This window comes from Serratia sp. CY84636 (genome assembly GCF_052166245.1).
In the GTDB taxonomy this organism is placed as follows: Bacteria; Pseudomonadota; Gammaproteobacteria; order Enterobacterales; family Enterobacteriaceae; genus Serratia; species Serratia nevei.
This window is the reverse complement of record NZ_JBJNOX010000002.1, coordinates 689,772-715,878: the sequence shown is the minus strand read 5'-3', so window position 1 is coordinate 715,878 and position 26,107 is coordinate 689,772. Positions and strand designations below refer to the sequence as shown.

The following is a 26,107-nucleotide window of genomic DNA, read 5'->3' as shown; positions in this document are numbered from 1 at the left end:
AATGACCGCGATGTCCAAGTTAAACCCGATTCTGGCTTCCTCGGCGCACAGCGCCGAGGCTTACCGCCAGGCGATCGCGCAGAGCAGTGAAGCCGTCGTGCAGTGGCTGCAACAGCCCGAGATGTATCAGGGCAAAAGCGTGGCCGAACTGCGTGAGCGCATCAAGCTCGACTTCACCCCGCAAGGCCTGGGCAACCAGGCGGCGATCGATCGCGCCATCGAGTACTTTTTGAAAGACAGCCTGTCGGTGCACCACCCGCAGTGCGTGGCGCACCTGCACTGCCCGAGCCTGGTGATTAGCCAGGCCGCCGAAGTGCTGATCAACGCCACCAACCAGAGCATGGATTCCTGGGATCAAAGCCCGTCGGCCACGCTGATCGAAATGAAGCTGATCGAGTGGCTGCGTGCCCAGGTCGGTTACCAGCCCGGCGACGCCGGGGTGTTCACCAGCGGCGGCACCCAGAGCAACCTGATGGGGCTGATGCTGGCGCGCGATGCGTTCTTCGCGCGTCAGGGCCACTCCGTGCAGCAGGACGGCCTGGTGGGCGATCTGCGCAAGCTGAAGGTGTTCTGTTCTGAAAACGCCCACTTCTCGGTGCAGAAGAACATGGCGCTGATGGGCCTCGGCTATCAGTCCGTCACCCTGGTGAAAACCGATCGCTTCGCCCGTATGGACGTGAACGACCTGGTGGAAAAACTGGCACAGGCCAAGGCCAACGGCGAGCAGGTGATGGCGATTGTCGCCACCGCCGGCACCACCGACGCCGGTGCCATTGACCCGCTGCGCGACATCGCGCGGCTGGCGGCGGAGCAGCAGATTTGGGTACACGTTGATGCGGCCTGGGGCGGCGCGCTGCTGCTTTCCGAGCAGTACCGCGACTACCTGGACGGCCTGGACCTGGTGGACTCCATTACCCTGGACTTCCACAAGCAGTTCTTCCAGACCATCAGCTGCGGTGCTTTCTTGCTGAAAGACGAGCGCCACTATGAGCTGATGCGCTATCAGGCGGCCTACCTGAACTCCGAGTTCGACGAAGCGCAAGGCGTGCCGAACCTGGTGTCCAAATCGCTGCAGACCACTCGCCGCTTCGATGCGTTGAAGCTGTGGATGGGGCTGGAAGCGCTGGGGCAGAAGCAATACGCCGAGATCATCGATCATGGCGTGACGCTGGCGCAACAGGTGGCGCGTTACATCACCGATCAGGAATCGCTGGAACTGGTGATGCAGCCGCAGCTGGCCAGCGTGCTGTTCCGCTACCGTCCGGCGCAGCTGGCGGCGAACGGCGACGCGGCCGTCGCCCTGTTCAACCAGCGTATCGGTGACGCCCTGCTGGAGTCAGGCCGCGCCAACGTCGGCGTGACCGAGTTCGATGGCGTGACCTGCCTGAAGATGACATTGCTGAACCCGATCGTGACGCTGGAAGACATCAAGCTGTTGCTGGCGCTGGTCGAGAAAACCGCCCAGCAGCTGCCGGCCTAACGCCGCCCAGCCTGCCACCCAAGCCGATAACCTCCGTTATCGGCTTTTTTATTGCTCATCAATCGCAGGAGACGCAGCGTTTACGCTGATATACTGCAGCAAACGCCTTCCCCCCATTTCCAGCACAACAGGACACCCAATCAATCATGACCGATCCGGATTTCAACCTGTTGATCGCACTCGACGCGCTGCTGACGGCGGGCAGCGTCGTCGGCGCCGCACGGCGTCTCGGTTTAAGCGCCTCGGCGATGAGCCGCACCCTCAGCCGGCTGCGCGCGGCCACCGGCGATCCCCTGTTGGTGCGCGCCGGCCGCCATATGGTGCTGACGCCCTATGCCGAAACGCTGCGCGAGCGGGCGCGGCACGCGGCGTTCGAAGCGCGCGCGGTGTTGCGCCCGGCGCAGGGGGCATTGGATCCCGCCGTGCTGGATCGGACCTTTACGCTGCGCGCCAACGACGGCTTCGTCGAAGCCTTCGGCCCGGCGCTGATCGCCGCCGCGGCCGAACAGGCGCCGCGGGTGCGACTGCGCTTTGCGCCCAAGCCGGAGAAAAGCGACCGCCCCCTGCGTGAAGGGCTGGTCGATCTGGAGATTGGCGTGCTGGGTGACATGGGCCCGGAAATCCGCCTGCAGGCGCTGTTCCGCGATCGCTTCGTCGGCGTGATGAGAACCTCACACCCGCTGGCGCAGCAGCCGGCGATCGGCGCCGCCGACTACGCCGCCTGCGGCCACGTGGTGGCCTCGCGCAGCGGGCGCATCCTCGGGCCGGTAGACGCCGCGCTGGCGGAGCTGGGGCTGGCACGCCATATCGCCGCCGTGGTGCCGAGCTTTCCGGCCGCGCTGGCGGTTGCGCAAGCCTCGAACCTGCTGGCGTTGCTGCCCGCCTCGTTCCTGCATGCGCAACCGGCGGGCGGCCCGCTGCGCGTCTTCGAGCTGCCGGTGAAAACGCCGCCCATCACCGTGTCGCAAATGTGGCATCCGCGCCTGGACGCCGAGGCCGATCACCGCTGGCTACGCCAGCTACTGCTGACGGTCTGCCGCCAACGCGTGCAGGAACCGTTTCGCGCAGAGTGACAATGTCACTAAATTTTGCCTTGCTGACGGCGAGTGATCCCGCCGACGGCAAAGCCCCCATAGCCTGAGGGTTGTTCCCCCTTGCTCTATGGGTGAACATAGCGTTCACGATGCCTGACTCAGTGAAACGCCCATGACGCTTCCCCCTCTCTGGCCGGTGTTCGACGGCCATAATGATCTGCTGCTCAATCTGTGGCTGCAGCACGATGACGATCCGGCCACCGCCTTCTATTCCCGCGTCACGCCGGGCCACCTCGATTTCGCCCGCATGCGGCGCGGCGGATTTTTCGGTGGACTGTTCGCGGTATTTATTCCCCCGGTCAGCTATATCGCCCAGATGCGCCACCAAACGCAGGACGAGGCGCAGGCCACCTTCGATCCGCTGGCGATCGCCGAACGGCAAATCGCCATCCTGCAGCAGCTGGAGCAGGCTTCTCAGGGGCGGCTGCGCATCTGTCGCACCGCCACCGAGATAGAACAGTGTCGTCTCAACCGGCAAATCGCCGCGGTACTGCATATTGAAGGCGCCGGCATGATCGATGCGGAGCTGACGCAGCTGGAGGCCCTCTACCGGCTGGGCGTGCGCAGTATCGGGCCATTCTGGAATCTGCCGAACGCCTTCGGCACCGGCGTCAGCGGGCCGTTCCCCGGCTCACCCGATACCGGCCCCGGCCTGACGCCGGCCGGCGAGGCGCTGATCCGCGCCTGTAACCGCCGCCGCATCATGATCGACGTCTCGCACATGAACGAGAAAACCTTCTGGCAAACCGTCGCGCTGAGCCGCGCGCCGCTGGTCGCCACCCACTCCAACGCCCACGCCCTCTGCCGACAGCCGCGCAACCTGACCGACGCGCAGCTGGACGCCATCGCCCAGAGCGGCGGGATGGTCGGCGTCAATTTCGGTACCGCCTTCCTGCGCGCGGACGGCAAACGTGACAGTGCAACAACCGGCTTAACAGAAATTGTTAAACACGTTGAGTATTTGATCGCTAAACTTGGTGAAGACCGCGTGGGATTTGGTTCTGATTTTGACGGGGTCAACGTACCGCAACCGTTGGCGGATGTCGGCGGCCTGCCGCTGCTGACGCAGGCGCTGGCACAGGCCGGGTTCGATAACCGGCTGCTGGAGAAGCTGACCTGGCGCAACTGGCTGAACGTGCTCGCCACCACCTGGGGCGAATAACCCGGTTACGCTTTAAAGGTTGCGATCTCCGTCACATTTCGCCAACATTGGGCCGGCCGAATGCGAATGTTTCTCATTGGGCTCGAACTATTACGATGCATGCTAAGGAGCACCGCTATGACTACCTGGACTAAACCTGAATTTGTTGACCTGCGTCTGGGTCTGGAAGTGACGCTGTACATTTCCAACCGTTAATCGCCCGTCTGCCCGCCTTTCGCGCGGGCATTTCTTTCCCTCTCTTTCTGGTTTAGACATGCAGATAAAAGTTCTCGGCTCAGCAGCAGGCGGCGGCTTTCCCCAGTGGAATTGCAACTGCGACAACTGCCGGGGCGTTCGCGACCACAGCATCAACGCCACGCGCCGCACCCAGTCTTCCATCGCCGTCAGCGACGACGGTAAAAACTGGGTACTGTGCAACGTTTCCCCGGACATTTGCCATCAGCTGCTGGCCTCGCCCGAATTGAATAATCCCGATGTGCTGCGCGGCACCGGTATCGGCGCGATCGTGTTGACCGACAGCCAGATCGATCACAGCGCGGGCTTGCTCAATTTGCGCGAGGGCTGCCCGCATCACGTCTGGTGCACGCCTGAAGTGCATGACGATCTCAGCACCGGCTTCCCGGTGTTTCCCATGCTCTCCCACTGGAACGGTGGGCTGATTCACCACCCGGTGACGCCTGAGGAACCGTTCCACACGGCGGTCTGCCCGACCGTGCGCTTTACCGCCATTCCGCTACTCAGCAACGCGCCGCCCTATTCGCCGTACCGCGATCGCCCGCTGCCGGGCCACAACGTGGCGCTGTTTATCGAAGATACCGCGCGCGGGGTCGGGCTGCTGTACGCACCGGGCCTGGGTGAGCCGGACGAGGCGCTGATGCCGTGGCTGCGCCGCGCGGACTGCCTGCTGATCGACGGCACGCTGTGGCGCGACAACGAGCTGGCCAACGCCGGCGTGGGCCGCAATACCGGCAAAGACATGGGGCATCTGGCGCTGGCGGAAGAACACGGGCTGGCGGCCCTGCTCGCCACCTTGCCCGCCAGGCGCAAAATCCTGATCCACATTAACAATACCAACCCAATCCTCAATGAAGACTCGGCAGAGCGGCAAAGCCTGACCGCCGCCGGCATTGAAGTGAGCTGGGACGGCATGAATATCGAACTGTAGGGAACCGCCATGACGCAACCACTGCCCCTGACTCCGCCGGCATTTGAAGCGGCGCTGCGCGCCAAAGGCGCTTATTACCATATCCACCACCCGTACCACATCGCGATGCACAACGGTGAAGCAACCCGCGAGCAGATCCAGGGCTGGGTGGCCAACCGGTTCTACTACCAGACCAGCATTCCGATCAAAGACGCGGCGATCATGGCTAACTGCCCGCAGCCGGAAACCCGCCGCAAATGGGTGCAGCGCATCCTGGATCACGATGGCTACGGCGGCAGCGAAGGCGGCATCGAAGCCTGGCTGCGCCTGGGCGAAGCCGTCGGGCTGCAGCGCGACACCCTGCTCTCTGAAGCGTTGGTGCTGCCGGGCGTGCGCTTTGCGGTGGACGCCTACGTCAATTTCGCGCGCCGCGCCTGCTGGCAAGAAGCGGCCTGCAGCTCGCTGACCGAACTGTTCGCGCCGCAAATCCACCAGTCGCGCCTCGACAGCTGGCCGCAGCACTATCCGTGGATCGACGCCGCCGGCTACGACTATTTCCGCAGCCGCCTCGGCCAGGCCAACCGCGATGTGGAGCACGGCCTGGCGTTGGCGCTGGACTATTGCGACACCGTTGAAAAGCAGCAGCGCATGCTGGAGATCCTGCAGTTCAAACTGGATATTCTGTGGAGCATGCTGGACGCCATGAGCATGGCCTATACCCTGAACCGCCCGCCTTTTCACAGCGTGACCGCCGCGCGGGTATGGCACAACCAGAGGCTGGTGTAATGACGCTGAACCCTGAACACACCCCGGTCTTCCGCCGCGGCTACCGCCTGCAATGGGAGCAAGTGCAAAATAGCCACGTGATCCTCTACCCGGAAGGCATGGCCAAGCTGAACGACAGCGCCGCCGCCATCTTGCAGCTGGTCGACGGCCACACCACGCTGAACGGCATCATCGCGCAGCTGAACGCCCGCTTTCCCGGCGCCGAGGGGTTGGCGGATGACGTGCTGGAGTTTTTCCAGCGCGCCTACGAACAAAAATGGGTGACCTTCCGTGACTGAAGCACGCGCGCCGGCGGTGAACCCGCCGCTCTGGCTGCTGGCGGAGCTGACCTACCGCTGCCCGCTGCAGTGCCCCTATTGCTCCAACCCGCTCGATTTTGCCGCGCAGGAAAAAGAGCTGACCACCGCGCAGTGGATTGAGGTGTTTCGCCAGGCGCGGGCGATGGGCAGCGTGCAGCTCGGTTTTTCCGGCGGCGAGCCGCTGGTGCGTAAAGACCTGCCCGAGCTGATCGCCGCCGCGCGCGATCTCGGCTTTTACACCAACCTGATCACTTCCGGCATCGGCCTGACCGAGAAGAAGCTGCAGACCTTCGCCGACGCCGGGCTGGACCATATCCAGATCAGTTTTCAGGCCAGCGACGAAACGCTGAACGCCGCACTGGCGGGCTCCGCCAAGGCGTTTCAGCAGAAGCTGGCCATGGCCAGGGCGGTCAAGGCGCTCGGCTATCCGATGGTGCTCAACTTCGTGTTGCATCGCCACAATATCGGTCAGATCGACCGCATTATCGAACTGGCGATCCAGCTGGACGCCGACGACGTCGAGCTGGCGACCTGCCAGTTCTACGGCTGGGCACACCTCAACCGCGAGGGCCTGCTGCCGACCCACGAGCAGATCGCCGACGCGGAAGCGGTGGTAAAACGCTACCGCGAACGCATGGCCGCCGACGGCAAGCTGGCCAACCTGCTGTTCGTCACGCCGGATTACTACGAGGAGCGCCCCAAAGGCTGCATGGGCGGCTGGGGTGCGATCTTCATGAGCGTAACGCCGGAAGGCATGGCGTTACCCTGTCATAGCGCCCGTCAGTTGCCGATCGCCTTCCCGTCGGTGCTGGAGCACGATCTGCAGCATATCTGGTACCACTCGTTCGGTTTTAACCGCTATCGCGGCTATGACTGGATGCCGGAGCCCTGCCGTTCCTGCTCGGAGAAAGAGAAAGACTACGGTGGCTGCCGCTGCCAGGCGTTCATGCTGACCGGCAACGCCGACAACGCCGACCCGGTATGCGGCAAATCGCCGCACCACGGCACCATTCTGGCGGCGCGGGAAGCGGCGAATCGTTCGCAGATCGGTATCGATCAGCTGCGTTTTCGCAATCAAACCAACTCCCGTCTGATTTTCAAGGGTTGACGATGGTACTCGCCGGCGCCTCCTGGCAGCTCGACAACGGTTTGGCCGTCAAGGCGATAAGCGATCCTGCCGCCGCTAGCGCCGCCGCGCTGGTGCGCATTGAAGCGGGCAGTTTTCAGGCGCCCACAGCCTGGCCGGGCCTGGCGCATCTGCTGGAGCATATGTTGTTTCGCGGCAGCGCGAACTTCAGCGCGCAAGATAGTCTGATGGGCTGGGTACCGTCGGTGGGCGGCCGCCTGAATGCCACCACTCAGGCCACGCAAACCGCGTTTTTCTTCGAGGTGGGCGCCGATCATTTGGCGCAGGGGCTGGCGCGGCTGAGCGATATGCTCGCCGCCCCACAGCTGGCGGCCGAGGCGATCGCACAGGAGGTTGAGGTCATCGACGCCGAATACCGCCTGCTGCGCGCCGAGGTGGAAACCCGCTGCGAAGCCGCACAGCGGCAGATGTTCGCCGGCCTGGACGCCATGCACCGCTTTCATATCGGCAGCCGCGCCGCTTTCGGCAACGACATTTCCGCCCTGCAGCAGGCGCTGCGGCAGTTTCACCGGCGCTATTTTCGCGCGCCAAACCTGACGCTGTGGCTGCAAGGCCCACAATCGCTGGCGCAGCTGCATGCGCTGGCCCAGCGTTACGGCAGCCGCTTGCCATCGGGCAGCGCTATACCGCACAAAGCCTCACCGCCGCTGACCGCTGCGAAAGATTACACCCTGTCTCTTCCCGGCACGCCGCAGCTGAGACTGGTGTTTGCCCTGTCGCGCTCCCATTCGCGCGGTTGGCTGCGGCGGCTGGAGCGCCTGCTGCTGGACGAAGCCCCCGGCGGGCTGCTGGCGCGGCTGCGCGCTCAGGCGTGGTGCGATGCGGTTCGGCTTGATTATTCGCGCTGCAGCGAGAACAACGCGCTACTGAGTTTTATCTTTACCGTCAATCACGGTTCAGCCGCTGAAGCTGCCCACATCGAAAGCGCGTTGCTGGCGTGGCTGCAGGCGCTGCAGGTGCTGGCACCGGCTCAGCTTGCGCATTACGAACGGCTGGCCAATCGCGATCTCCACCGTTTGGCGCCGCTCGATCAGCTGCGCGCCAGAGCGTTTGGGTTGCCGCCGGCGGAGCCGAACGACGAGTGGCCACGGCATATTGCGGCGCTGATTAGCGCGCCGCGCCGCCGCCTGGCCGTGCGGCCCGATGGCGGCGGCGAAACCCGTGAAATTCAAGGGTTGCCGCTGGCACTTGGCCCCTTCGTTGGCGCCGCGCTGACGCCCGCAGCGGAACCTTTTCGCTTTTTCACCGCCTCGGCGGCGCTGCAGAGTCCGACCTTGCCTTCCGGCCTGGCGCCGCTGCGGCATCTGCTCCCTGGCGAAGCGCAGCCGGTGCTGTTGCTGCGGCCGGCGCCGTCCAGCCCCTTCAGCGATGAACAGGCCTGCGGCATACAGGCGGCGCTGCGCGCCGAGGCGGCCGAACTGGCGCATCGGGAGGGACATTTAAGCTTCGAACGCCACCAGGGCGTGTGGCTGCTGCAGTTGGCGGGCAGCCACGCGCTGATCTGCCATGGACTGAGCGTCGTAAACCGCGCGCTGGCGGTGTTGTCGCCGGCCGTGCTCAACGAGGCGGCGAGAAACCTGCGCCATACGCAGCGGAAAGCGCAAAACGATATCGCCATTCGCCGTCTGTTAGCCCAATTGCCGGCGGCGCTCAGCGCGCCAACCGCAGCGGCGCAATGGCATGCCACCTTGATCGGCGGCGATGGCGAGTTAAAACGGCAGCTGTCGCACCTGCTGTACGGCTTCCCCTATTCCGTGGCCGCGGAGCCGCCGCTGCCGACACATCACCATCATCGCCCCGTCACGCTGACGGAAAGCGGCGCCGAAAGCGCCTTACTGCAGTTTTACCCGCTGCCGAACGGCGAAGCCGAAGGCCGTTGGGCGCTGCGCGTGCTGGCTCAGCTTTACGCCCCGCGTTATTTGCAGCGGTTGCGCGTGGATCGCAACGTGGGCTATGTGGTGCAATGCGCCTTCCACCGCTGTGCCGATGCCGAGGGCCTGCTGTTCGCGCTGCAATCCCCGACGTTCAACGTTGAACAGCTGCGGCAGTTAACCGACGAATTCTTGCTGCAGATGCACCATGAGCTGGCGCACGTTGGCGCTGGCGAGCTGGCGCAAATACAACAGGCGCTGCGGCAAAGCCTGCAGCGCCTCAGCACCGAATCGTTACAGCGCGCCCGAGAAATTGCCTTGGAAAATCGCGCACTCATTGCCACCAAGCCGATGACACTGACGCAACTGACGGATTGGCAGCAGCGGCTGTTCCCCGCAGGCTGATGAAGACTAACAATCATCAGGAAAAGATATGTCTCAGAAAATCATGTTATCCCTGTAAAGCTTGCTCCGGAAAATTATTTAAATAAGAGCATGTTGATAAATCGCTTAACCGACTTCTTCCTTTTCCTTTTATGCCAGGCATATATTCTTCGCTTTTTCATTCTTCTAAACTCATAAGCTAGAGATATATAAAACACCATGAGCAGCAACATTAATATAACAATCATAAGTTAGCCCAAATCCATTTAGCCATTTCATATGATTATTATCTAATTTAATAAATTAAAAAATTAGAAATCTCCTGTTCTAAATATTACTTTGTCACATCCCTCAAACCGGCCTTTTATGCTGGCCGGCGAGGCTCGAGAGTTATAATTGCACTGCCCAGTTAGCCCGTCGTGAACAACACAGTGGGTAAGCGATGCCGGTCAGCACCATGCTGATCACCCAGGAAATGTCTGCGCCCGGGATCAGATTGGCGTAAGGGCCGGAGAAGAACGCGTTCTCAACAAAAGGCACCTGCACCGCAATACCGCCGAAATAAACGCCGAGCGCGCGGGTGTTAAGCAGGCCGTAGCGCCCGCCGTCGGCGCTGAAAATGGCCGAAATGTCATAGCGTTGGCGGTTAAGCAGGTAAAAATCGATCAGGTTGATCATGCACCACGGGATCAGCACTGAGATCAAGGCAAAGATCAGGTTCAGGAACAGATGTACAAAGTTGGCCGAGGCAACCAACGCCACCCATACCGATCCCAGCAAAATCAATGCCGAGAACAGCGTACGTATCCGCGCATTAGGCATCCACTGCGGCAAGAAGGTTTGTACGGCGGTAATCAACGAGAGCACCGCACCGTACAAATTCATCGAGTTATGGCAGATGATGTTGATCAGAAACAGCACCATCAGCACCGGCCCCAACCCTCCCGTCGCCTGGCGTACCGCCTCCATGGCATCGTCGCTGCCGGCGACCAGATTGACCGCCACCATACCGAACACGAAGGCTAAAATGGTACCGCTGCAGGCGCCCAGATAGGTATACAGGAAGGGTTTGGCAATGCCGACTTCCGCCGGCAGGTAACGCGAATAGTCTGACGTGTAGGGCGAGAAACTGATTTGCCAGACGGCGCCGATGCAGAATGTGGCGAACCAACCGGCAATGCTGAACGATCCCCGCTGCCAAAAATCCGCCGGCAGCGGTTGAGAAAACATCAATACCAACCCGAGAATCAGCGCGCTGCCCATCACCCAGGCGCCGATTTTGTTGATCTTGTGGATGAAACGGTAGCCCACCACCCCGATCAGCGTCGCCAGCACCGCGCCAATCACCGTCGCCACGCCCATGCTCAATGACGGGATGACGTTATGGATGACCTTGCCAGAAAGCGTGATGTTGGAAATAAAGAACCCCAGATAGATCACCGTGGTGAACACGATCACCAACAGCGAACCATAGCGGCCGAACTGCGCCCGGCTCTGCACCATTTGCGGTATCCCGACCTGCGGCCCCTGGGCCGAGGTCAGCGCCAGAAAAATGCCCCCGAACAGGTGGCCGGCGACAATCGCGCTCAGCGCCGAGAGAATATCGAGATGAAACGTCTGCGTGGAGATGGCCCCGGTCACCACCGCCAGCGGCGCAATGTTGGTGCAAAACCACAGGGTAAACAGGCTGCGGGCATGGCCGTGACGCTCCGCGGCGGGAACAAAATCGATCGACTTGTCTTCAATAAACGCGGTCTGCTCTGGCTGAGAATTCATATATCCCCCGGTTAACGTGGATTCTTATTTTTTTACAGCGTGTAGGGTGCGAATACGTCGAAAAAAGCGTGCGTTTGCCCCGGCGACATTGCGGTCGCCTGTATCAACGCGATGAAAACAGAGCTGCCGGCGCGACCTGAGATCGCGCCTGATTACGCTGACTCAGCGCATGACGAAGGGATCGTCTATCGGATCGTCACTGGTGCGCAGCCACACCGTCTTGCTGGTGGTGTATTCCAGCGCGGCGTCAATCCCGCCCTCGCGGCCAAACCCCGACTTGCCGTAACCGCCGAACGGCGCCAGCGGCGATACCGCCCGATAGGTATTCAGCCACACCACGCCCACCCGCAGGCGTCGGGTCACCCGATGCGCACGCGTCAGGTTCTGCGTGAAAATGCCGGCCGCCAGGCCATAGGCTGAATCATTGGCAAGCTGAATCGCCTCCGCTTCGTCCCTGAAGGTCAACACCGACAGCACCGGGCCGAACAGCTCTTGCTTTACGCACTCGGCGTCGGGTTGCGCACTGCAGTCGACGATCGTCGGCGGGTAATAAAAGCCCGGTGAATCGATCGCCGCGTGGCCAACCACCAGTTTCGCCCCCTGCTCCAGCGAGCGGCTGACGATGGCGGCGATCCGCTCTTGCTGCTGCCGGGTACAAAGCGGCCCGAACTGGGTGTCCGGGCGATCCGGCGGCCCGATGCGAATACTGCGCACCTTCTCCGTCAGCCGGGCCAAAAACGCGTCTTTGATGCTTTCTGCCACCAACAGGCGCGAACCGGCTACGCAGCTCTGGCCCGACGCGGCGAAAATGGCCGCCACCTGCGCATTCGCTGCGCTGGTCAGATCCGCATCGTCGAAGACGATAAACGGCGATTTCCCGCCCAGCTCCAGCGAGGTGCTGGCGAGGTTTTCCGCACTGCCGCGAACGATGTGCTTTGCGGTTTCCGCGCCGCCGGTAAAGGCGATGTGGTCTACCTGCGGATGCGCCGTCAGCACCGCGCCGCAGTCGGCGGCAAAGCCGGTGATCACATTGCATACGCCGCGTGGAAAACCGGCCTCGTCTATCAGCCTGGCGAACGCCAGCAGCGGCGCCGGCGCGGTTTCCGCCGCTTTGACCACCAGCGTGCAGCCGGCGGCGATCGCCGGGCCGATTTTCACCGCCGCAAGAAACAGCTGGCTATTCCAGGGCACGATCGCCGCCACCACCCCGATCGGTTCGCGACGCACCCAGGTTTCCATGTCAGGTTTGTCGATCGCCAGCACGCTGCCTTCCATCTTGTCGGCCAGGCCGGCGTAGTATCGGTAGTATTCCGCCACATAAGCGATCTGCGCCTGGGTTTCACGGATGATCTTGCCGGTATCCAGCGTCTCCAGCCGCGCCAGCTCGGGAGCGTGTTGCTCCAGCAAATCGGCCAGCCGCAACAACAGCTTGCCGCGCGCGCCGGCGGTCATGTCGCGCCATTCGGCTCCCTGAAACGCCCGATGCGCCGCCGCAACGGCGCGATCCACATCCTGGGCTCGGGCTTCCGCCACCTGCGCCCAGGGTTCACCGGTCGCCGGGTTGAGCGAGGCGAAGGTCGCCGAACCGGCGTCAAACCGGCCGTCGATGTAGAGTTTGAATGATTCCATCAGCGCCTCCGTCAGTGAAATTCCGGCATCACGCAGCGAATGAACCGCTCCAGAGAGGCCTTTTTACGTGCAAAGCTCATGCCGCTGTCGATCCACAACGCAAACTCGTCATAACCCAGCGCCTCATATTTTTTCAGCCGCGTAATGACCTCATTGGCGGTACCGATAGCCAGGTTAGTGCGCATCATCTCGGCGGAATAATAGGTATTGGCGGCGATCTCTTCATCGCTCAGCGGCTGAATCAGCCCTTGCCGCACCGGCCGCTGGTTCTTGAACCAGGCGCCGAAGTAGTGGTAGAAACGGTTGAGCTCTTCCGCCGCCAGGCGGGCGTCCGCCTCGTCTTCCGCCACATAGCCATGCTGCAACAGCATGATCTTCAGCGGCTGCTCGGCGGCGAAGCGTGCACGCGCCTCGTTGAAACAGGTCACCAGCCGCACGATCTCCTCTTCCCCCTGATGCAGCGGCGTCACCTGAACGTTGCAGCCGTTTTGCACCGCAAATTCGTGGCTGTTGGGATCGCGCGCCGCCACCCAAATCGGCGGATGCGGCTGCTGTTTCGGCAGCGGCGAGGAGGTGGTCGCCGGGAACGACCAGTATTCCCCCTGATGGGCATAGTCGCCCTGCCAGAGTTTTTTTACCGCCGGGATCAGCTCGCGCATGCGCTGCCCCGCATCCCAGGCGGTCAAACCGGGCATCAGCCGTTCGTATTCATAGGAATAGGCGCCACGCGCGATACCCAGCTCCAGCCTGCCGCCGGTGATGATGTCGGTCATCGCCGCCTCGCCCGCCAGACGGATCGGGTGGTTGAACGGCGCAATGATGGTGCCGGTGCCGAGCCGCACCCTGGAGGTGCGCCGGGCAATGTCCGCCAAATTGATGAATGGATTCGGCGCGATGGTGAAATTCATGCCGTGGTGCTCACCGGTCCAGATGGCGTGCATGCCGCCGCGATCGGCGATTTCGCAGAGTTCGATCATCTCCTGGTAGAGCTTTTCCTGCGACTCTTCGGGTAACGTTCGTTCCATATGCACGAATAAAGACAGTTTCATCACACTCTCCCGTTCAGCCTCAACCGGCGAATTGCTTGATGGCACCGCTGTGCTCATCGCCATAATAGATACCGTAATTGCCCACGGCGTTTTCTTTGACGAACCGGCCCAGCATCGACCGCAGCGCCGGATCCTTGATCGGCAGCCGCGCCAGCGTCGGCATATCGAACCATTCCGCCGCGCTCAGCTGCGGCGTCAGGCTGCCGGCATAGGTCGGCAGCGCACACAGAAAAACGATGTGCTGCTGGTGCTTCTGCCGGTCGTCATAGACGGAATAGACGAAACCCGGATGGGCGTTGATGCCCAACTGCTGCAGTAAATCTCCCAACGTTTCGCTGACGCTGCGTTTCTCCACCGCGCTGGACGGCAGCTGATAGCCGCCGTCGTTTTGTCGTACCATCACGGCATGCCCTTCAAACTCGATCAGCGCGCTCACCACCACCTGCGGCCCGCCAATCAGCGACTGCGCGTTTTGATAAGGCGTGAAATAGGCGCCGCGGTAATACCCCAGACCGGCGGTGGCGTTGGACTCGAACCCTTCGACCTGGCCGATCAGAATGGCATGGTCGCCGGCATCCACCACCTGATGCAGCGAGCAGTCGAACCACGCCGAACTGTTCTCGATCAGCGGCACCCGCGACGCGCTCCAGCGCCAATCGATCAGCGCAAAGCGGTCTTCGTTCTTTTGCGCAAAAATGGTTGAAGCCTCTTTTTGCTGTTCCGCCAGAATATTGATGGCGAAGTGGCTGCACTGGGTGAAGTGTTCCAGGTTTGCCGAACGTTTATCGATGCTCACCAACAGCAGCGCCGGATCCAGCGACACCGAAGAAAACGAATTGGCGGTGAAGCCAATCGGCCGCCCCTGCTTGTCCACCGAGGTCACAATGGTGACGCCGGTCATAAAGGCGCCGAAAGCGTCGCGCAACTGCCTGCGTTTATCCGCGTCCATTTGCCGCTCCTAAAGTCAAAGGTTGCTCTGCGGTCAGAAAATCGAGCATCAGCGCGTTGACGCGTTGCGCATCGGTCAGACTGACCATGTGTTTGGCGTTCTCAATGATCACCGCGCGCCCGTTCGGTGCGGCCTGCGCCATTTGCCGCGCCATCTCCGGGCTGGAGTTGGCGTCGTGCTCGCCGGTCAATACCAACACCGGGCAGCGGATAAGGTGCCAACGCTGGGCATACACCCGATCGCCGGTAGCAAACGCCTGATACGCGCGGGCGTAGCCCGTGACGTCCACCTGTTGCAACCAGCCACCCACCTGCTGGCGCAGACGCTGTTCGGCGGGATCGGCGCCAAACCACCGGCTCAGCGGCGAGTCGATCTGCGTCTGGCCGCTGGCCAACGCGCTGGCGCGTTGCGCAACCGCGGCACTGGCCTGGGCCGAGCGCTGGAACACGCCGCTCATCACCACGGCGCGTTTGACCCGTTCCGGATAATCGATCGCCAAACCGGCGGTGATCAACGCCCCCATCGAGTGCCCCGCCACCGCAACGCTCGGCGTATCCAGGGTGTTTAAGAAGGCCGCCATCCAGCGCACGTAATCCTCCAGCGTCGCGGCGTGGGCGAAGCCTTCGCTTTCGCCGTGGCCCGGCATATCGACGGCGATGACCCGAAAGTGCGCGCTAAGCGCATCGAGCTGGGGATACCAGGCCTCCGCGTTCATGCCTACACCGTGGATCAACACCAGCGGCTCGCCACGCCCGGCCTCCAGATACCCTACCCGCAGAGCGGGCTCAGACAGCTGCCGGATTGTTCTGATCATGGCCCAGCTCTTTCAGATCCAAATAACGGTTGCCGATACGGTGATGCGGCCGCCCCCCCAGCGCCGCGCCCAATGCGATGACGATTTCGTCGTCGAAAGGCGCGTCGTTGATGTTGAACTGGAATGTCAGGTAGTGCTCGCGGCTGCCTTCGTCGTTTTTCCCCATCATCGGGATCAGGATCGGCGCGTTGGCCGGCCCGCGGGTATTGTTGAACGCCAGATAGCTTTTACCGTTGACCGCCGAGCGGTAGTGGTTGCCGAAATGCAGCGTGTGAATCAGCGCCGAGGCGTGTTCCAACTCACCGCCCAGCCCCACCACCGCGCTTTTGCCGAAGGCTTCCACCCGCTCGCCAGAGCCGGCCTCTTTGAGGATCAAACCGGTCAGCAGCTCACCCAGCACAGGCGCCATTTCTCGAATCTTTGGCGCCAGATCCTCAACAAAGCCTTGACCGGCCCAGGGGTTTTTAATCACCGCCGCCGCCGCGATCATCACCAGCGGTTTGCCCGCCGATTTGCCACCGTCGGCGTAGAGGGTTTCTGTGGAAACCAGAGTCTTACGGATGTCTTGATGCATAAGGGACCTCGAAAAGTAAATCAAATGTTAATCAGATGTCACGAGTCGAGGGTATAACATCGGGCAGATTGGTATGTCAAAATTTGGTATACCATAATACGGTATTCTTATTTTCATCTAAGAGTAAAGGGAAATTGAAAATAACCGATATTAATCAAAATATTAATAAATCTGCGTGGACTTTGGCCGGGGGCGAAACGCCGGCCACGACCGCTTCCGCTCAGCGGCCGGTGCCCGTGCCGAACCCGTTGAGCCAGCGGGTATCGGCAACGAAAAGCGTTTTTTTTAGGCTATCTTTCGATTTTGTGAGCTGCTGCAACATTCGCCGTTTTAGCGATGCGGCGCGAAATCGGCCGCCGTTGCTTTGCAGGTTGGAAAGATGTTAATAGTACCGGGCAAACGGGAATACGCGTCGTTATCCGGATTAATGATGATCCACAAAAAATAGAGACAATTATGGTTCAGGCGTCATTGAAGATTGAGAATGCACCGGTCACCTTGCGCGAATTGGCATTGGCGAAAATTAGGCAGGCGATTATCTCAGGGTATTTTCAGGCCGGCGATCGTTTGGTGGAACGCAGCCTGTGCGAGGAGCTGGGCGTCAGCCGCAGCGTGGTGCGCGAGGTGATCCGTTATCTCGAAGCGGAGGGGCTCATTGAAACACTCGGCAAGAAAGGGCCGATTGTCGCTATTCTGACCTGGGAAATTGCCGAGCAGATTTATACTATTCGTCTGCTGCTTGAACAGGATGCCGCTCACGACTGCGCTTTGAAAGCCGGGCCGGAAGATAAAAAGAAACTGCATGAAAAATTAATTGCGATTAATCAGGCTTCGGCCGGGCAGGACGATATTCAGCGCGTTGAGGCGTCGCAGGCCTTTTATGAAACCATTTTCCAGGTGGCCCATCACGCCATCGCCTGGGAAATCGTTCAACGCCTGAATAGCCGCATCAGCCGCCTGCGCGCCCTGACCCTGAAAACCCCGGAGCGCCAGCTGGCCGGTTTCGAGCGCATGACGCGGATCTATCACGCCATCGAACAAAACAATCCGACACAGGCCAGGCAAGAAGTCATCGATCACCTGACCGAGGCCGCCGCGCTGGCCAAGCGCATTCTGCAACAGGAGCCCTGAGATGCCCGCTTACTGGATTGCCCATGTCACCGTGAAAGATCCGCAGCAATATCAGCATTATATGGATTTGGCGCCTCAGGCGTTTCGCCAGTTCAACGCCCGTTTTCTCGCCCGCGGCGAACAGGCGCAAACGCTGGAAGGCCCGGCGTTTGTGAAACATGTGCTGATCGAATTCGACGACTACGCCACCGCCCTGGCCTGCTACCATTCACCGGCCTATCAGCTGGCGAAACAACAGCGGCGCCACGTAGCGGAAGCCATGATTACCATCGTCGACGGCTTGCCGACCTCCCCATAAAAGCCCCCCACCGTTACGGCGGAGGCTGGGTGGCGTGAGGTGGGATAACCGCCGGGTCAGGCCGGCGTTTTCCGCTAGTTATTTCTCTTCAGGATCTTTCCCGTCTCGGCCCAGATTTGACTGCGGTAATGATCGTCTTCCTGAGAGAAGAAAAGTACAGTCAGCCCTTCCTTGTCTAACAATGCAATGCCATCGGGTGCAGGACGCCACGCCACTGGCTCTTGCGGCAAGACGTCGGGCGTGCAATCAGACAAAAATTTTAGGCTATAGCCGCCGGCCGATTCCACACCCTCCGTGTTGAGCTGTACAACACAGGACTTTGATTTATCGCTGACCGTCCACTGCCCGGATAGCGTTTCGGCAGAAGGTAAAACCAGACTGCTTGCCATAGAGGCTCCTGAAAACAAGAATATTATTCCGACAAGAATAGATTTACACATAGCTGGCCCATGCAAAACGGTGGGCATCATCGCCCACCGTTGCCGTTTTATACGATAAAGTCAACAGCGACGTCAGCCTGCCCGACGATGTGCACCAGGAAGTCTGGATTTGCACCGCCATGGATGTTGAAGGCCAGTTCGCTCAGATTGCTTTGGGTATCATAGGACACCAGCGCCTCACCGGCCTGCCCGCTGAAATGATCGACAAACTGAATAAAATCACTGCCTTTATCGCCTTGGTTGAAGAAGGACAGATCGATCTTGTCCTTGCCTGACTCAAAGTCCCAAATTGTATCAGGAGCCCGAACAGGCGAGTCATTCAGGTCAGAGAAGACAAAAATGTCGTTACCTTGCCCTCCCCACAATTGATCCTGGCCCGCCCCACCGTAAATAACATCGTTACCGGCGCCGCCTTTGAGCACATTGTCTGCGTGATTTCCAACAATGACGTCATTACCTGCTCCCCCTATCGCGTTTTCGATGGTGGCGCCGGCAGCGATGGAAACATTCCCTTTTAATCCACCGACGTCGGAGAAAGCGCCTTCGTTCAAATTGATACGTTGATTTTGGCTATACCCCGAAAAATCGAGGGTATCATTGCCACCTGCATCCCAAACAGACATCACCAGCTTGTCGTGGCTGTCCTTGAGCGTATAGAAGTCTCGGCCTGTATTTGAATTAAACCCGTAAACGGTGTCGCCGGTTCGGGTAGTCATGTTGGCGCCGTAAAGATGCTGGATGGCCGCGATATCATCAACCAGCGGTGCAGCAGCATAGTAATGGCCATGATCCGCGTTGGTAATGGATTCATTCCAGTAACTCATTACGCTAAACTGCCGGGTATCTTCGGCGTAAACTGCCTTAGTATAATTTGGGCTGCCTTGCCCCGCATTATAAGTGCCCGGGTGATCTAACCCGAGAGTATGGCCAACTTCATGGGTAATGGTTAAGCGGCCGTAATTACCTAGCTCAGGATGCAAATTTTCGGAGTGATTCTTAATGTTGTACCAACTTTGCCCATCAGAATTGTACCCTCTGTAATCATTGCCATTATATGAGTAAGGTTTCAAGGCATACGCTTGTCCCGTCCCCTCATAATTCCCAAAGGTAATATTGGAAGGTTGACCTGAAGCAACTTCGACAAATTTGATGTTGGCAACATCGGCCCAGGATTGTAAAGACAGCTTCGCCTGTTCTTGCTGCTGTTGCGTGAACGCACTCAGCCCCGTATCACGTTCCGGGGAGCGGTGGCCCAGGTTCAGTTCGTTATAATCCCAATCCGGGAAGGAATAGGTCACCGTCGCCTCTTTTCCCGTGACGTGAACGCCATTCCAGGTTTTATCGCCGCGCGCTATCTGCAACCCCGCCTCATTTATGTCATAAGACGGTTTGTTATTTATCGTCAGGCCATTCCCGCGTTCATGGTAGTGAATAAGATCGTTAACACTGTCCCAACCCGTTTCGTTTCCATTCATGGTATTACCCATAACTTTCTCCACAAAGTAGCTAGTATTAATATGACATCCGAAATGTCTCTTAGGGATAATCAAAATCCGGAGAATAGCGATAACCCGATACGCCCACTCTTTTTCCTATCCCTTTACACCCAGAGAGTAAATTTACTTTTAACTACCCGAGCCTCCTTACCCATGATTGATAACTGATGCAACTGCATGAGATCGCGATGTGTCCGTGCAAAATGCGCGAAAGTAACAGGCCGCATTGATCCGGCAAGGGTGTGATTCCAGTGTCTGCGCGTTGAGGCTAAGTTGAGATGTCGCTCAAGAGGTCTAATGACAACGGCCGTCCGATGCATTGCCTCGTTGCCAGAGACCACATCAGACAGGCTCTTGTGCTGTGAATCTGGTCTGTTATCCGAACGGTTACCCGGAGATAATTGCGTGAATGCATTTGCGCCACCATCCAGTTTTGCTAATGATTATCATTCGCGAGGCTATCTCACGCGTAAGCAAAGTGTCAACAGATGAAACAAAACATTTCTTGATTTGCATCATGATTTTTCCGCTAAGCCCCAGTAAACGGGCGCTGCAGAGTGCATAAAATGGCGTTCACCCCCGGCTGGACTGCGGTTTTTGTCAGTATTACCGCATAGAGCGGGCAGAATAGCGCCAGGGAGTACATCATGGCGACTGAACATTTAGCCCTATAGAAACATCAAGAATGGTTAATTTTCACGACAACAACACACCGTGGTCCGATCACTTATTTTTCGCTGCAATATAAGGGGGGCTTATAAATAACAGGAGTATTCCTAATGCGTTCACGCTGGATGTATTCCATGCTAGCGGGCTTATTTTTAGCCGCACCCGCTGGCTATTCCCAATTTCATTGGCAAGACTATATTGAAAGAAGCTCTGCTATAGAGCGAGAATATGGGTAATTTTCCGAGGAAAGGCCGCATGACCCTGTTGCCCAAGCAAACCAATAACAAAAATCCGATTACTCTCTATAGCGAAATCGTAGACGACTTGCCCGGTCTGATTTGCTTCGGCAACCGCCTTGGCGGCTACTTTAATAAACAGTGGCGCGACTATACCGGCGCAATGACCGGTGAGCACGGCGCCGCTGACTGGCTCGATGCCCTTCACCCCGACGATCGCGAGCGGCTGGCGGCACAATGGCGCCAGGCGATCGTGGCCCTCTCCTCGTTCGCCGGCGAGGCACGCCTGCGCGATCGCAGCGGCACCTACCGTTGGTTTATGCTGGCGTTTAACGCCCGGCAGGACGGCATGGCGCTGGAGCCCAGCTGGTACCTCACGGCGACCGACATCCATCCGCAAATGCTGCAGCGCCAGAAAAATGTTCAGACGCTCTCTATCCAGCAAGACATGCTGGACGCCAGTGTCGACTGCATCAAAGTGATCAATCACGACGGCACGCTGCGCCACATGAACCGTTCCGGCAGCCTGGCGCTCGGTCTTGATCCGGCGCAAAAAGAGTTTGGCATGCCCTGGCTGGGCCTGCTGTCACCCGAGATCCGGCGCCGCGGCCGCAAGGCGCTGCGCAGCGTCAGATCAGGAAAAAATGCGCGCTTCACGGGATTGAGCGTGACGCCGCAGGGTAAAAAACAGCATTGGGACAACATTCTCACGCCGGTCAGCGACGAACGCGGTACCGTGGCCGAGATCTTGTGCGTCTCGCGTGACGTGACTTCGCAACGCGTGATGGAACAACGTCTGTTGCTCGCCAGCGAATATGACGAATTGACCGGCCTGCCCAATCGGCGCTTATTCAAGAAGAAACTGAAGCAAGAGATGAAGCGCGCCCTGCACGGCAACAAGTCGCTCGGGCTGATGCTGCTGGATCTTGACCACTTCAAGCTGGTGAACGACACGCTGGGCCACGCGGCGGGCGATCATCTGCTGCGGGTTTTGGGCAAAAGGCTCAGCATCTGCATGAATACGCACTCGTTCGTCTCTCGCCTCGGCGGCGATGAGTTCGCCGTCGTGATCAGCGACGTCGAAAACGAGCAGGATATTTTCCGCATCGCCAACAAGTTTCTGCTGCAGCTGGAGACGCCGATCACTCACGGCGGCAAGACGCTGCATTGCGGCATGAGCATCGGTGGCGCCATCTATCCCAAAGACGCCCGCGACGCTTCGGAACTGATGAAATGCGCCGATACCGCGCTGTATGAGCTGAAAGACGGCGGCCGCGGCGGCATCTATATGTTCGACCGTAAGATGATGGACAAGGCGCGCGCCCGCGCCAGCCAGCTCAACTACGCGCGCCAGATCGTGCGCGACAACTGCATCCGCCCCAGCTACCAACCGAAGGTCAGCCTCATCGACGGCAGCATCGTCGGCTTTGAAGCCTTACTGCGCTGGCACTGCCCGATCAACGGCGTGCAGCTGCCGGCGACGGTGAGCGAGGCGTTCAACGACTACGAGCTGGCGACCAAAATCAGCGAAGCCATGCAGCTGAAGGTCTTCGCCGATATCGCCCGCTGGCGCGCGGCCGGCGTGGCGGTGCGGCCCATCTCGCTGAACGTGTCGCCGATCGAGTTTTTACGCGACAACTACGCCGAAACTTTCCTGCAGCGCCTGCTGAAATTCAGCATTCCCCACCACCTGATCGAACTGGAAGTGACCGAGCACGCGTTCAACAAACACGGCTCGAAGTACGTGCTGCGCGCGTTGCAAATGCTCAAGGAGATGGGCATCCGCATCGCGCTGGACGACTTCGGCACCGGCCACTCCTCGTTCAGCCATATCATGGATTATCCGCTGGACTGCATTAAGCTGGACTGCGACTTCGTTCAACGTATGAATACCGAACCGGCGATCCTGGCGATCGTGGAAAGCATCGGCATCCTCGGTCAAAAGCTGTCGATCGATATCATCGCCGAGGGCGTGGAAACCGAGCAACAGCGGCAAACGCTGTGCGAAGCCGGTTTCCATATTGGCCAGGGTTTTCTGTTCAGCCGGGCGGTGGAATCCCAGCGAGTGCCCGAGCTGCTGCAGGCGATGCCGCAATCTGTCGAGGGCCGTTAAGCGCCCTGCCGTTCGCTGAACGGCGCCAGCTGCATGCCGGCAAGCGTCACCACGCAGACGACCGCGCCGGCGTAAAAGGTGGAGGCGGAACCGAACAACTCCCACAGGGTTCCGGCCCCGAGACTCGCCAGCAGCAGCGCCACGCCGCTGACCAGGTTGAACATGCCGAACGCGGTGCCGCGCAGGTGCGCCGGCGCGGTGTGCGCCACCATCGCCGCCAACAGCCCCTGCGTCATCCCCATGTGCACGCCCCACAGCGCCACGCCAAACAGCACGCCCGCCCAATGATCGCTCAGCGCCAACACCACATCGGCGGCGATCAGCACCAGCAAACCGGTCTTTAACATCCCTTCATGACTCATACGATCGGACAGTTTACCGAACGGATAAGCCGAGCAGGCGTAGACCAGGTTCATGGCGACCATCACCAGCGGGATCAACGCCAGCGGCGTGCCGCCCTGCTGCGCCTTCAGCACCAGAAACGCCTCACTGAAGCGCGCCAACGTGAAGACGGCGCCGATGCCCACCACCCACCAATAGCCGCGCCCCAGCAGCCGCAGATTGGCGCGGGTAATCGGGTGGGTTCGTTTGTCGGTTATCGCGGCGGCCAGCTCTTTCAGGCCGAAGAACAGCAGCGCGATGGCCAGCGCCGCCGGGATCGCCGCCACCCAGAAGATGGCGCGAAAATCGTTGTGCCACAGCAGCATCAGGCCGACGGCCAGCAGTGGCCCTAAAAAGGCACCGACGGTATCCAGCGACTGGCGCAGCCCAAAGGCCGCGCCGCGAATTTCCGGCGGCGTCACGTCGGCCACCAGGGCGTCGCGCGGCGCCCCGCGGATGCCTTTGCCCACGCGATCCAGCAGGCGTGCGCTCATCACCATGCCGGACGACGAGGCGATGGCGAAAAACGGTTTGCTGATGGCGCCCAGCCCGTAGCCGAGCAGAGCCAGCCCTTTACGCTTGCCGAGGTAATCGCTGAGCACGCCTGAGAACACCTTGACGATCAATGCCGTCGCCTCCGCCAGCCCTTCTATCAACCCGATGACGATCACGCTGACGCCGAGCGTCGTCGCCATAAACAGCGGCAGCAGGCTGTGGATCATTTCCGAGGAAACATCCATCAGCAGGCTCACGCCGCCCAAGACCCATACGCCGCGCGGTATGCGGCCCAACGTAGCGAAACGCGACAGCATGGTTCATCCTCGGTGTCTCAGCGCCGGCGGCGCATCATGATTTTTCCAAGATTGGTTAGTGAATTTTGTTCGTTCACAGACCTGTGGCCTTCAGAGATAGTGCAACGACCCTGTGACAATCCTAATAATGAAGGTAATTAACATAATGATAGATAGCAAAAAGATGATAGTGATGGTGGCGCTGCTGAGTTTTTCCGCCGCTGCCGCGCCAGGGGTGGATATCGTCGCCAACGAAACCCCGATCCATACGGTGAAGAACGCCGAGGCTGTCGCCAAAATCCCCGCCGGTTTCAAGTTCGTGGAGCCCGGTACGCTGACGGTGGCCATTTCCCTGCTGGGCAGCGGCCCACCGTTCGGCCTGTACGCGCGCGACAATAAAACGGTGATCGGCAGCGAGGCGGACATCGCACGCCTGGTGGCCGACGGTTTGGGGTTGAAACTCAAGCTGGTGCCCACCTCGTGGGAAGACTGGCCGCTGGGGGTGGCCTCCGGCAAATATGACGCCGCGGTGTACAACATCACCGTGACCAACGAACGCAAGACCAAATTCGATTTCGCCACCTATCGCCAGGATACGCTGGGGTTCTACGTCAAATCCGACAGTAAAATCACCCAGATCAACACCGCGCCGGATATCGCCGGCAAAAAGATCATCGTCGATTCCGGCACCAATCAGGAAGCGGTGCTGCTGGCCTGGGACAAGGAGAACCGCGCCAAGGGACTGGCGCCGCTGCAACCGGTGTACGTCACCGACAAGGCCGCCTCCACGCTGGCCATTCAGTCCGGCCGCGCCGACGCCACCTTCGGGCCCAACGTCTCCGGCGCTTACCAGGCGCGGCTGACCGGCAAAACCCGGCTGGTAGGCATCGTGCCCGGCGGTTGGCCGAAAACCGCCAACATCGCCGTCACGCTGAAGAAAGGCAACGGCCTGGTGGACGCGGTGCAGGCATCGCTCAACAGCGCCATCGCCAACGGCAGCTATCTGCAGGTGCTGGATCGCTGGGCGGAGAGCGACGAGAAGATCGCCCATTCCGAGATTAACCCGCCGGGACTGGGGGATTGAGAGAGCAACAGGCCCCGTACTGCGGGGCTTTGATGAACCGCTCGATACTATGCCTGTCGAATATTCCCAGATAGCCCTCTATTTGTTTTGTTTGTCTTGCCTGCTACCTAAAACTTTTTCCTGTTAATCGCTACCGATCCTCCACCTTCCATTACCGTTAATTTTCAGACAGTTTTGTGCCAAAAACAACACAAATGATAATTATTATCAATTATTGAGTTCTGACCTAGCCGCATGTAGATTCCCATTTACTGTTTATTAATACAGTATTTTATTGCTAACATCTAAGGAATCAACATGAAGAAACACAGTTCAACTATCAATTATGATCCCTACCGTTACAACGGTGGCATAGCGCCTGAAGCGGGTCTGGTCTGGAGCGGTGAAAGTTGGGGATGGCCGACTACCGGCATCAGCATTGGTGGTGCGGAAGAAACTCTGGTTGTCTGGCCAACAGGTGACACATCACTTTCCGAAGAAACCAAAGATCTGTTGGATAACGACATTTGCTTGGTTTGTGGTAAGAAAAACTGTCCCTATATCAAAACGGAAAAGTCATACCAATTGTTGCGCGATGCGATAAGAGCCGGTGATATGAAGACTGCAAAAAAAATCCACATGACCAAATTCGCGCAATTTAGCGGTATGAATCGAGCAAATTTCGCCGATGCGTTGAAAAAAAAGCGAGAAGCCCAAGAGAAAAGAGACAAAGAGTTTTTGTTATCTGCATCGGCTATCGTTGCCGACTCAGCCAAAGAAATCGCTCAGCATCTCGGCAATCGCTATCAAAACTTCGCCAATGAGATCGCGAGCGATATTAAAAACTTCCAGGGCAAGAGAATACGCACCCTTGATGACGCAATGAAATCACTAGAAAAAGTGCTGGCTAATCCCAACATGAAGGTTAAACCTGCAGATAAAGAAGCGTTGCTCAATGCCTGGCGAAATATTAATGCCAATGACATGGCAAGCAAGCTGAGTAACGTTGGCAAGTTTTTCAAAGTGGCAGATGCAGCAATGAAAGTAGAGAAAATTCGGGAGAAAAGCCTGGCAGGTTATGCCACGGGCGACTGGAAGCCCCTGTTGCTTGAAGTTGAATCCATGGCCATTAGTGGACTGGCTTCTGGTGTCGCGTTAGGGATATTGGCCACGACTCTCTCTTTATTTTCTTTGTCAGGATTAGTGCTGACAGCGCTCACCTTTGCCGGCATCATCGCGATTAGCCTGTTAAGTTCGCTCATCGACGACAAGTTGGTGGATAAACTTAATCGCGAGCTCATTCCTTCGGCTTATTAAGCACATCAGGCGGC

23 protein-coding genes are annotated in these 26,107 nt (G+C 59.3%); 14 read left to right on the top strand and 9 right to left on the bottom strand.

What is annotated here, in order from left to right; all coding sequences use genetic code 11:
- Nucleotides 1-10 precede the first annotated feature (10 nt).
- The 9 genes from ACJ8QI_RS07995 to pqqF all read left to right on the top strand — a co-directional run bounded on the left by ACJ8QI_RS07995 (nt 11) and on the right by pqqF (nt 9,388).
- A complete protein-coding gene (locus ACJ8QI_RS07995; protein ID WP_442532318.1) occupies nt 11-1,480 on the top strand; it encodes a pyridoxal phosphate-dependent decarboxylase family protein in 1,470 nt (489 codons plus the stop codon).
- Nucleotides 1,481-1,626: 146 nt separating this feature from the next.
- Nucleotides 1,627-2,553: a LysR family transcriptional regulator gene (locus ACJ8QI_RS07990; RefSeq protein WP_060418919.1), complete on the top strand. Its 927-nt coding sequence runs from the start codon at nt 1,627-1,629 to the stop codon at nt 2,551-2,553.
- Between the two features lie 133 nt (nt 2,554-2,686).
- Complete coding sequence (locus tag ACJ8QI_RS07985) at nt 2,687-3,736, top strand: dipeptidase (protein WP_442532317.1); 1,050 nt, start codon at nt 2,687-2,689, stop codon at nt 3,734-3,736.
- A gap of 117 nt (nt 3,737-3,853) precedes the next feature.
- Nucleotides 3,854-3,931 (top strand): pyrroloquinoline quinone precursor peptide PqqA, encoded by a 78-nt coding sequence (pqqA, locus tag ACJ8QI_RS07980; RefSeq protein ID WP_004937827.1) that lies wholly within the window; start codon nt 3,854-3,856, stop codon nt 3,929-3,931.
- A 58-nt stretch (nt 3,932-3,989) separates the two neighbouring features.
- Nucleotides 3,990-4,901 carry a pyrroloquinoline quinone biosynthesis protein PqqB gene (pqqB, locus tag ACJ8QI_RS07975; RefSeq protein ID WP_159318023.1) on the top strand — a complete coding sequence of 304 codons (912 nt, stop codon included), beginning with the start codon at nt 3,990-3,992 and terminating at the stop codon, nt 4,899-4,901.
- Nucleotides 4,902-4,910: 9 nt separating this feature from the next.
- Complete coding sequence (gene pqqC / locus ACJ8QI_RS07970) at nt 4,911-5,666, top strand: pyrroloquinoline-quinone synthase PqqC (RefSeq protein WP_060418926.1); 756 nt, start codon at nt 4,911-4,913, stop codon at nt 5,664-5,666.
- Nucleotides 5,666-5,944, top strand: a complete 279-nt coding sequence (gene pqqD, locus ACJ8QI_RS07965) for a pyrroloquinoline quinone biosynthesis peptide chaperone PqqD (RefSeq protein ID WP_016927749.1) — start codon at nt 5,666-5,668, stop codon at nt 5,942-5,944. The genes pqqC and pqqD overlap by 1 nt, the downstream gene beginning before the upstream one ends.
- Nucleotides 5,937-7,073, top strand: coding sequence for a pyrroloquinoline quinone biosynthesis protein PqqE (gene pqqE / locus ACJ8QI_RS07960; protein ID WP_336843500.1), 1,137 nt, complete (start codon nt 5,937-5,939; stop codon nt 7,071-7,073). The genes pqqD and pqqE overlap by 8 nt, the downstream gene beginning before the upstream one ends.
- A 2-nt stretch (nt 7,074-7,075) precedes the next feature.
- Nucleotides 7,076-9,388, top strand: a complete 2,313-nt coding sequence (gene pqqF, locus ACJ8QI_RS07955) for a pyrroloquinoline quinone biosynthesis protein PqqF (RefSeq protein WP_442532316.1) — start codon at nt 7,076-7,078, stop codon at nt 9,386-9,388.
- Between the two features lie 369 nt (nt 9,389-9,757).
- On the opposite strand, the gene ACJ8QI_RS07950 is transcribed toward pqqF, so the two are convergent.
- The 6 genes from ACJ8QI_RS07950 to ACJ8QI_RS07925 form a co-directional block, all read right to left on the bottom strand.
- Nucleotides 9,758-11,143 (bottom strand): purine-cytosine permease family protein, encoded by a 1,386-nt coding sequence (locus tag ACJ8QI_RS07950; RefSeq protein ID WP_060418931.1) that lies wholly within the window; start codon nt 11,141-11,143, stop codon nt 9,758-9,760.
- 162 nt (nt 11,144-11,305) lie between these two features.
- Complete coding sequence (locus ACJ8QI_RS07945) at nt 11,306-12,772, bottom strand: aldehyde dehydrogenase (RefSeq protein ID WP_049199554.1); 1,467 nt, start codon at nt 12,770-12,772, stop codon at nt 11,306-11,308.
- An 11-nt stretch (nt 12,773-12,783) separates the two neighbouring features.
- The gene (locus ACJ8QI_RS07940) at nt 12,784-13,821 is read right to left on the bottom strand and encodes an LLM class flavin-dependent oxidoreductase (RefSeq protein ID WP_049199552.1); all 1,038 of its coding nucleotides are present in this window, start codon (nt 13,819-13,821) and stop codon (nt 12,784-12,786) included.
- Between the two features lie 19 nt (nt 13,822-13,840).
- A complete protein-coding gene (locus ACJ8QI_RS07935; protein ID WP_442532315.1) occupies nt 13,841-14,770 on the bottom strand; it encodes a flavin reductase in 930 nt (309 codons plus the stop codon).
- Nucleotides 14,757-15,584 carry an alpha/beta fold hydrolase gene (locus tag ACJ8QI_RS07930; RefSeq protein WP_342121313.1) on the bottom strand — a complete coding sequence of 276 codons (828 nt, stop codon included), beginning with the start codon at nt 15,582-15,584 and terminating at the stop codon, nt 14,757-14,759. The genes ACJ8QI_RS07935 and ACJ8QI_RS07930 overlap by 14 nt, the downstream gene beginning before the upstream one ends.
- Nucleotides 15,556-16,158, bottom strand: a complete 603-nt coding sequence (locus ACJ8QI_RS07925; RefSeq protein WP_033648297.1) for an amino acid synthesis family protein — start codon at nt 16,156-16,158, stop codon at nt 15,556-15,558. Before ACJ8QI_RS07925 ends, ACJ8QI_RS07930 begins: the two co-directional genes overlap by 29 nt.
- A 336-nt stretch (nt 16,159-16,494) precedes the next feature.
- Between ACJ8QI_RS07925 and ACJ8QI_RS07920 the strand changes: the two genes are divergently transcribed.
- Entirely contained in the window at nt 16,495-17,289 is a 795-nt protein-coding gene (locus tag ACJ8QI_RS07920) for a GntR family transcriptional regulator (RefSeq protein ID WP_204275777.1), read from the top strand.
- A 1-nt stretch (nt 17,290) separates the two neighbouring features.
- The gene (locus ACJ8QI_RS07915; RefSeq protein ID WP_060418938.1) at nt 17,291-17,587 is read left to right on the top strand and encodes a DUF1330 domain-containing protein; all 297 of its coding nucleotides are present in this window, start codon (nt 17,291-17,293) and stop codon (nt 17,585-17,587) included.
- A 74-nt stretch (nt 17,588-17,661) separates the two neighbouring features.
- Here the strand turns inward: ACJ8QI_RS07915 and ACJ8QI_RS07910 are convergent, their stop codons facing one another.
- The gene (locus ACJ8QI_RS07910; RefSeq protein WP_060418940.1) at nt 17,662-17,976 is read right to left on the bottom strand and encodes an AprI/Inh family metalloprotease inhibitor; all 315 of its coding nucleotides are present in this window, start codon (nt 17,974-17,976) and stop codon (nt 17,662-17,664) included.
- 98 nt (nt 17,977-18,074) lie between these two features.
- A complete protein-coding gene (locus ACJ8QI_RS07905) occupies nt 18,075-19,514 on the bottom strand; it encodes a serralysin family metalloprotease (protein WP_060439962.1) in 1,440 nt (479 codons plus the stop codon).
- Between the two features lie 933 nt (nt 19,515-20,447).
- On the opposite strand from ACJ8QI_RS07905, the gene ACJ8QI_RS07900 reads away from it, so the two are divergent.
- The gene (locus ACJ8QI_RS07900; protein WP_442532314.1) at nt 20,448-22,541 is read left to right on the top strand and encodes a putative bifunctional diguanylate cyclase/phosphodiesterase; all 2,094 of its coding nucleotides are present in this window, start codon (nt 20,448-20,450) and stop codon (nt 22,539-22,541) included.
- Here the strand turns inward: ACJ8QI_RS07900 and ACJ8QI_RS07895 are convergent.
- A complete protein-coding gene (locus ACJ8QI_RS07895) occupies nt 22,538-23,734 on the bottom strand; it encodes an MFS transporter (protein ID WP_442532313.1) in 1,197 nt (398 codons plus the stop codon). The two genes, ACJ8QI_RS07900 and ACJ8QI_RS07895, sit on opposite strands and share 4 nt — an antisense overlap.
- A 145-nt stretch (nt 23,735-23,879) precedes the next feature.
- On the opposite strand from ACJ8QI_RS07895, the gene ACJ8QI_RS07890 reads away from it, so the two are divergent.
- Nucleotides 23,880-24,797, top strand: coding sequence for an ABC transporter substrate-binding protein (locus tag ACJ8QI_RS07890; protein ID WP_399611346.1), 918 nt, complete (start codon nt 23,880-23,882; stop codon nt 24,795-24,797).
- Between the two features lie 297 nt (nt 24,798-25,094).
- A complete protein-coding gene (locus ACJ8QI_RS07885) occupies nt 25,095-26,093 on the top strand; it encodes a colicin-like pore-forming protein (protein WP_399611349.1) in 999 nt (332 codons plus the stop codon).
- The last annotated feature ends 14 nt before the right edge of the window (nt 26,094-26,107 follow it).

Excerpts from the sequence above, each read along its gene's own strand:
- ACJ8QI_RS07935 (WP_442532315.1), bottom strand. The coding sequence starts at position 14,770 with ATGGACGCGGATAAACGCAGGCAGTTGCGCGACGCTTTCGGCGCCTTT.
- ACJ8QI_RS07945 (WP_049199554.1), bottom strand. The coding sequence starts at position 12,772 with ATGGAATCATTCAAACTCTACATCGACGGCCGGTTTGACGCCGGTTCG.
- pqqC (WP_060418926.1), top strand. The coding sequence starts at position 4,911 with ATGACGCAACCACTGCCCCTGACTCCGCCGGCATTTGAAGCGGCGCTG.
- ACJ8QI_RS07885 (WP_399611349.1), top strand. The coding sequence starts at position 25,095 with ATGAAGAAACACAGTTCAACTATCAATTATGATCCCTACCGTTACAAC.
- ACJ8QI_RS07925 (WP_033648297.1), bottom strand. The coding sequence starts at position 16,158 with ATGCATCAAGACATCCGTAAGACTCTGGTTTCCACAGAAACCCTCTAC.
- ACJ8QI_RS07905 (WP_060439962.1), bottom strand. The coding sequence starts at position 19,514 with ATGGGTAATACCATGAATGGAAACGAAACGGGTTGGGACAGTGTTAAC.
- ACJ8QI_RS07895 (WP_442532313.1), bottom strand. The coding sequence starts at position 23,734 with ATGCTGTCGCGTTTCGCTACGTTGGGCCGCATACCGCGCGGCGTATGG.
- ACJ8QI_RS07915 (WP_060418938.1), top strand. The coding sequence starts at position 17,291 with ATGCCCGCTTACTGGATTGCCCATGTCACCGTGAAAGATCCGCAGCAA.
- ACJ8QI_RS07940 (WP_049199552.1), bottom strand. The coding sequence starts at position 13,821 with ATGAAACTGTCTTTATTCGTGCATATGGAACGAACGTTACCCGAAGAG.
- ACJ8QI_RS07995 (WP_442532318.1), top strand. The coding sequence starts at position 11 with ATGTCCAAGTTAAACCCGATTCTGGCTTCCTCGGCGCACAGCGCCGAG.
- ACJ8QI_RS07930 (WP_342121313.1), bottom strand. The coding sequence starts at position 15,584 with ATGATCAGAACAATCCGGCAGCTGTCTGAGCCCGCTCTGCGGGTAGGG.
- ACJ8QI_RS07910 (WP_060418940.1), bottom strand. The coding sequence starts at position 17,976 with ATGGCAAGCAGTCTGGTTTTACCTTCTGCCGAAACGCTATCCGGGCAG.
- pqqB (WP_159318023.1), top strand. The coding sequence starts at position 3,990 with ATGCAGATAAAAGTTCTCGGCTCAGCAGCAGGCGGCGGCTTTCCCCAG.
- pqqF (WP_442532316.1), top strand. The coding sequence starts at position 7,076 with ATGGTACTCGCCGGCGCCTCCTGGCAGCTCGACAACGGTTTGGCCGTC.
- ACJ8QI_RS07900 (WP_442532314.1), top strand. The coding sequence starts at position 20,448 with ATGACCCTGTTGCCCAAGCAAACCAATAACAAAAATCCGATTACTCTC.
- ACJ8QI_RS07950 (WP_060418931.1), bottom strand. The coding sequence starts at position 11,143 with ATGAATTCTCAGCCAGAGCAGACCGCGTTTATTGAAGACAAGTCGATC.
- pqqD (WP_016927749.1), top strand. The coding sequence starts at position 5,666 with ATGACGCTGAACCCTGAACACACCCCGGTCTTCCGCCGCGGCTACCGC.
- pqqA (WP_004937827.1), top strand. The coding sequence starts at position 3,854 with ATGACTACCTGGACTAAACCTGAATTTGTTGACCTGCGTCTGGGTCTG.
- ACJ8QI_RS07985 (WP_442532317.1), top strand. The coding sequence starts at position 2,687 with ATGACGCTTCCCCCTCTCTGGCCGGTGTTCGACGGCCATAATGATCTG.
- ACJ8QI_RS07990 (WP_060418919.1), top strand. The coding sequence starts at position 1,627 with ATGACCGATCCGGATTTCAACCTGTTGATCGCACTCGACGCGCTGCTG.
- ACJ8QI_RS07920 (WP_204275777.1), top strand. The coding sequence starts at position 16,495 with ATGCGGCGCGAAATCGGCCGCCGTTGCTTTGCAGGTTGGAAAGATGTT.
- ACJ8QI_RS07890 (WP_399611346.1), top strand. The coding sequence starts at position 23,880 with ATGATAGATAGCAAAAAGATGATAGTGATGGTGGCGCTGCTGAGTTTT.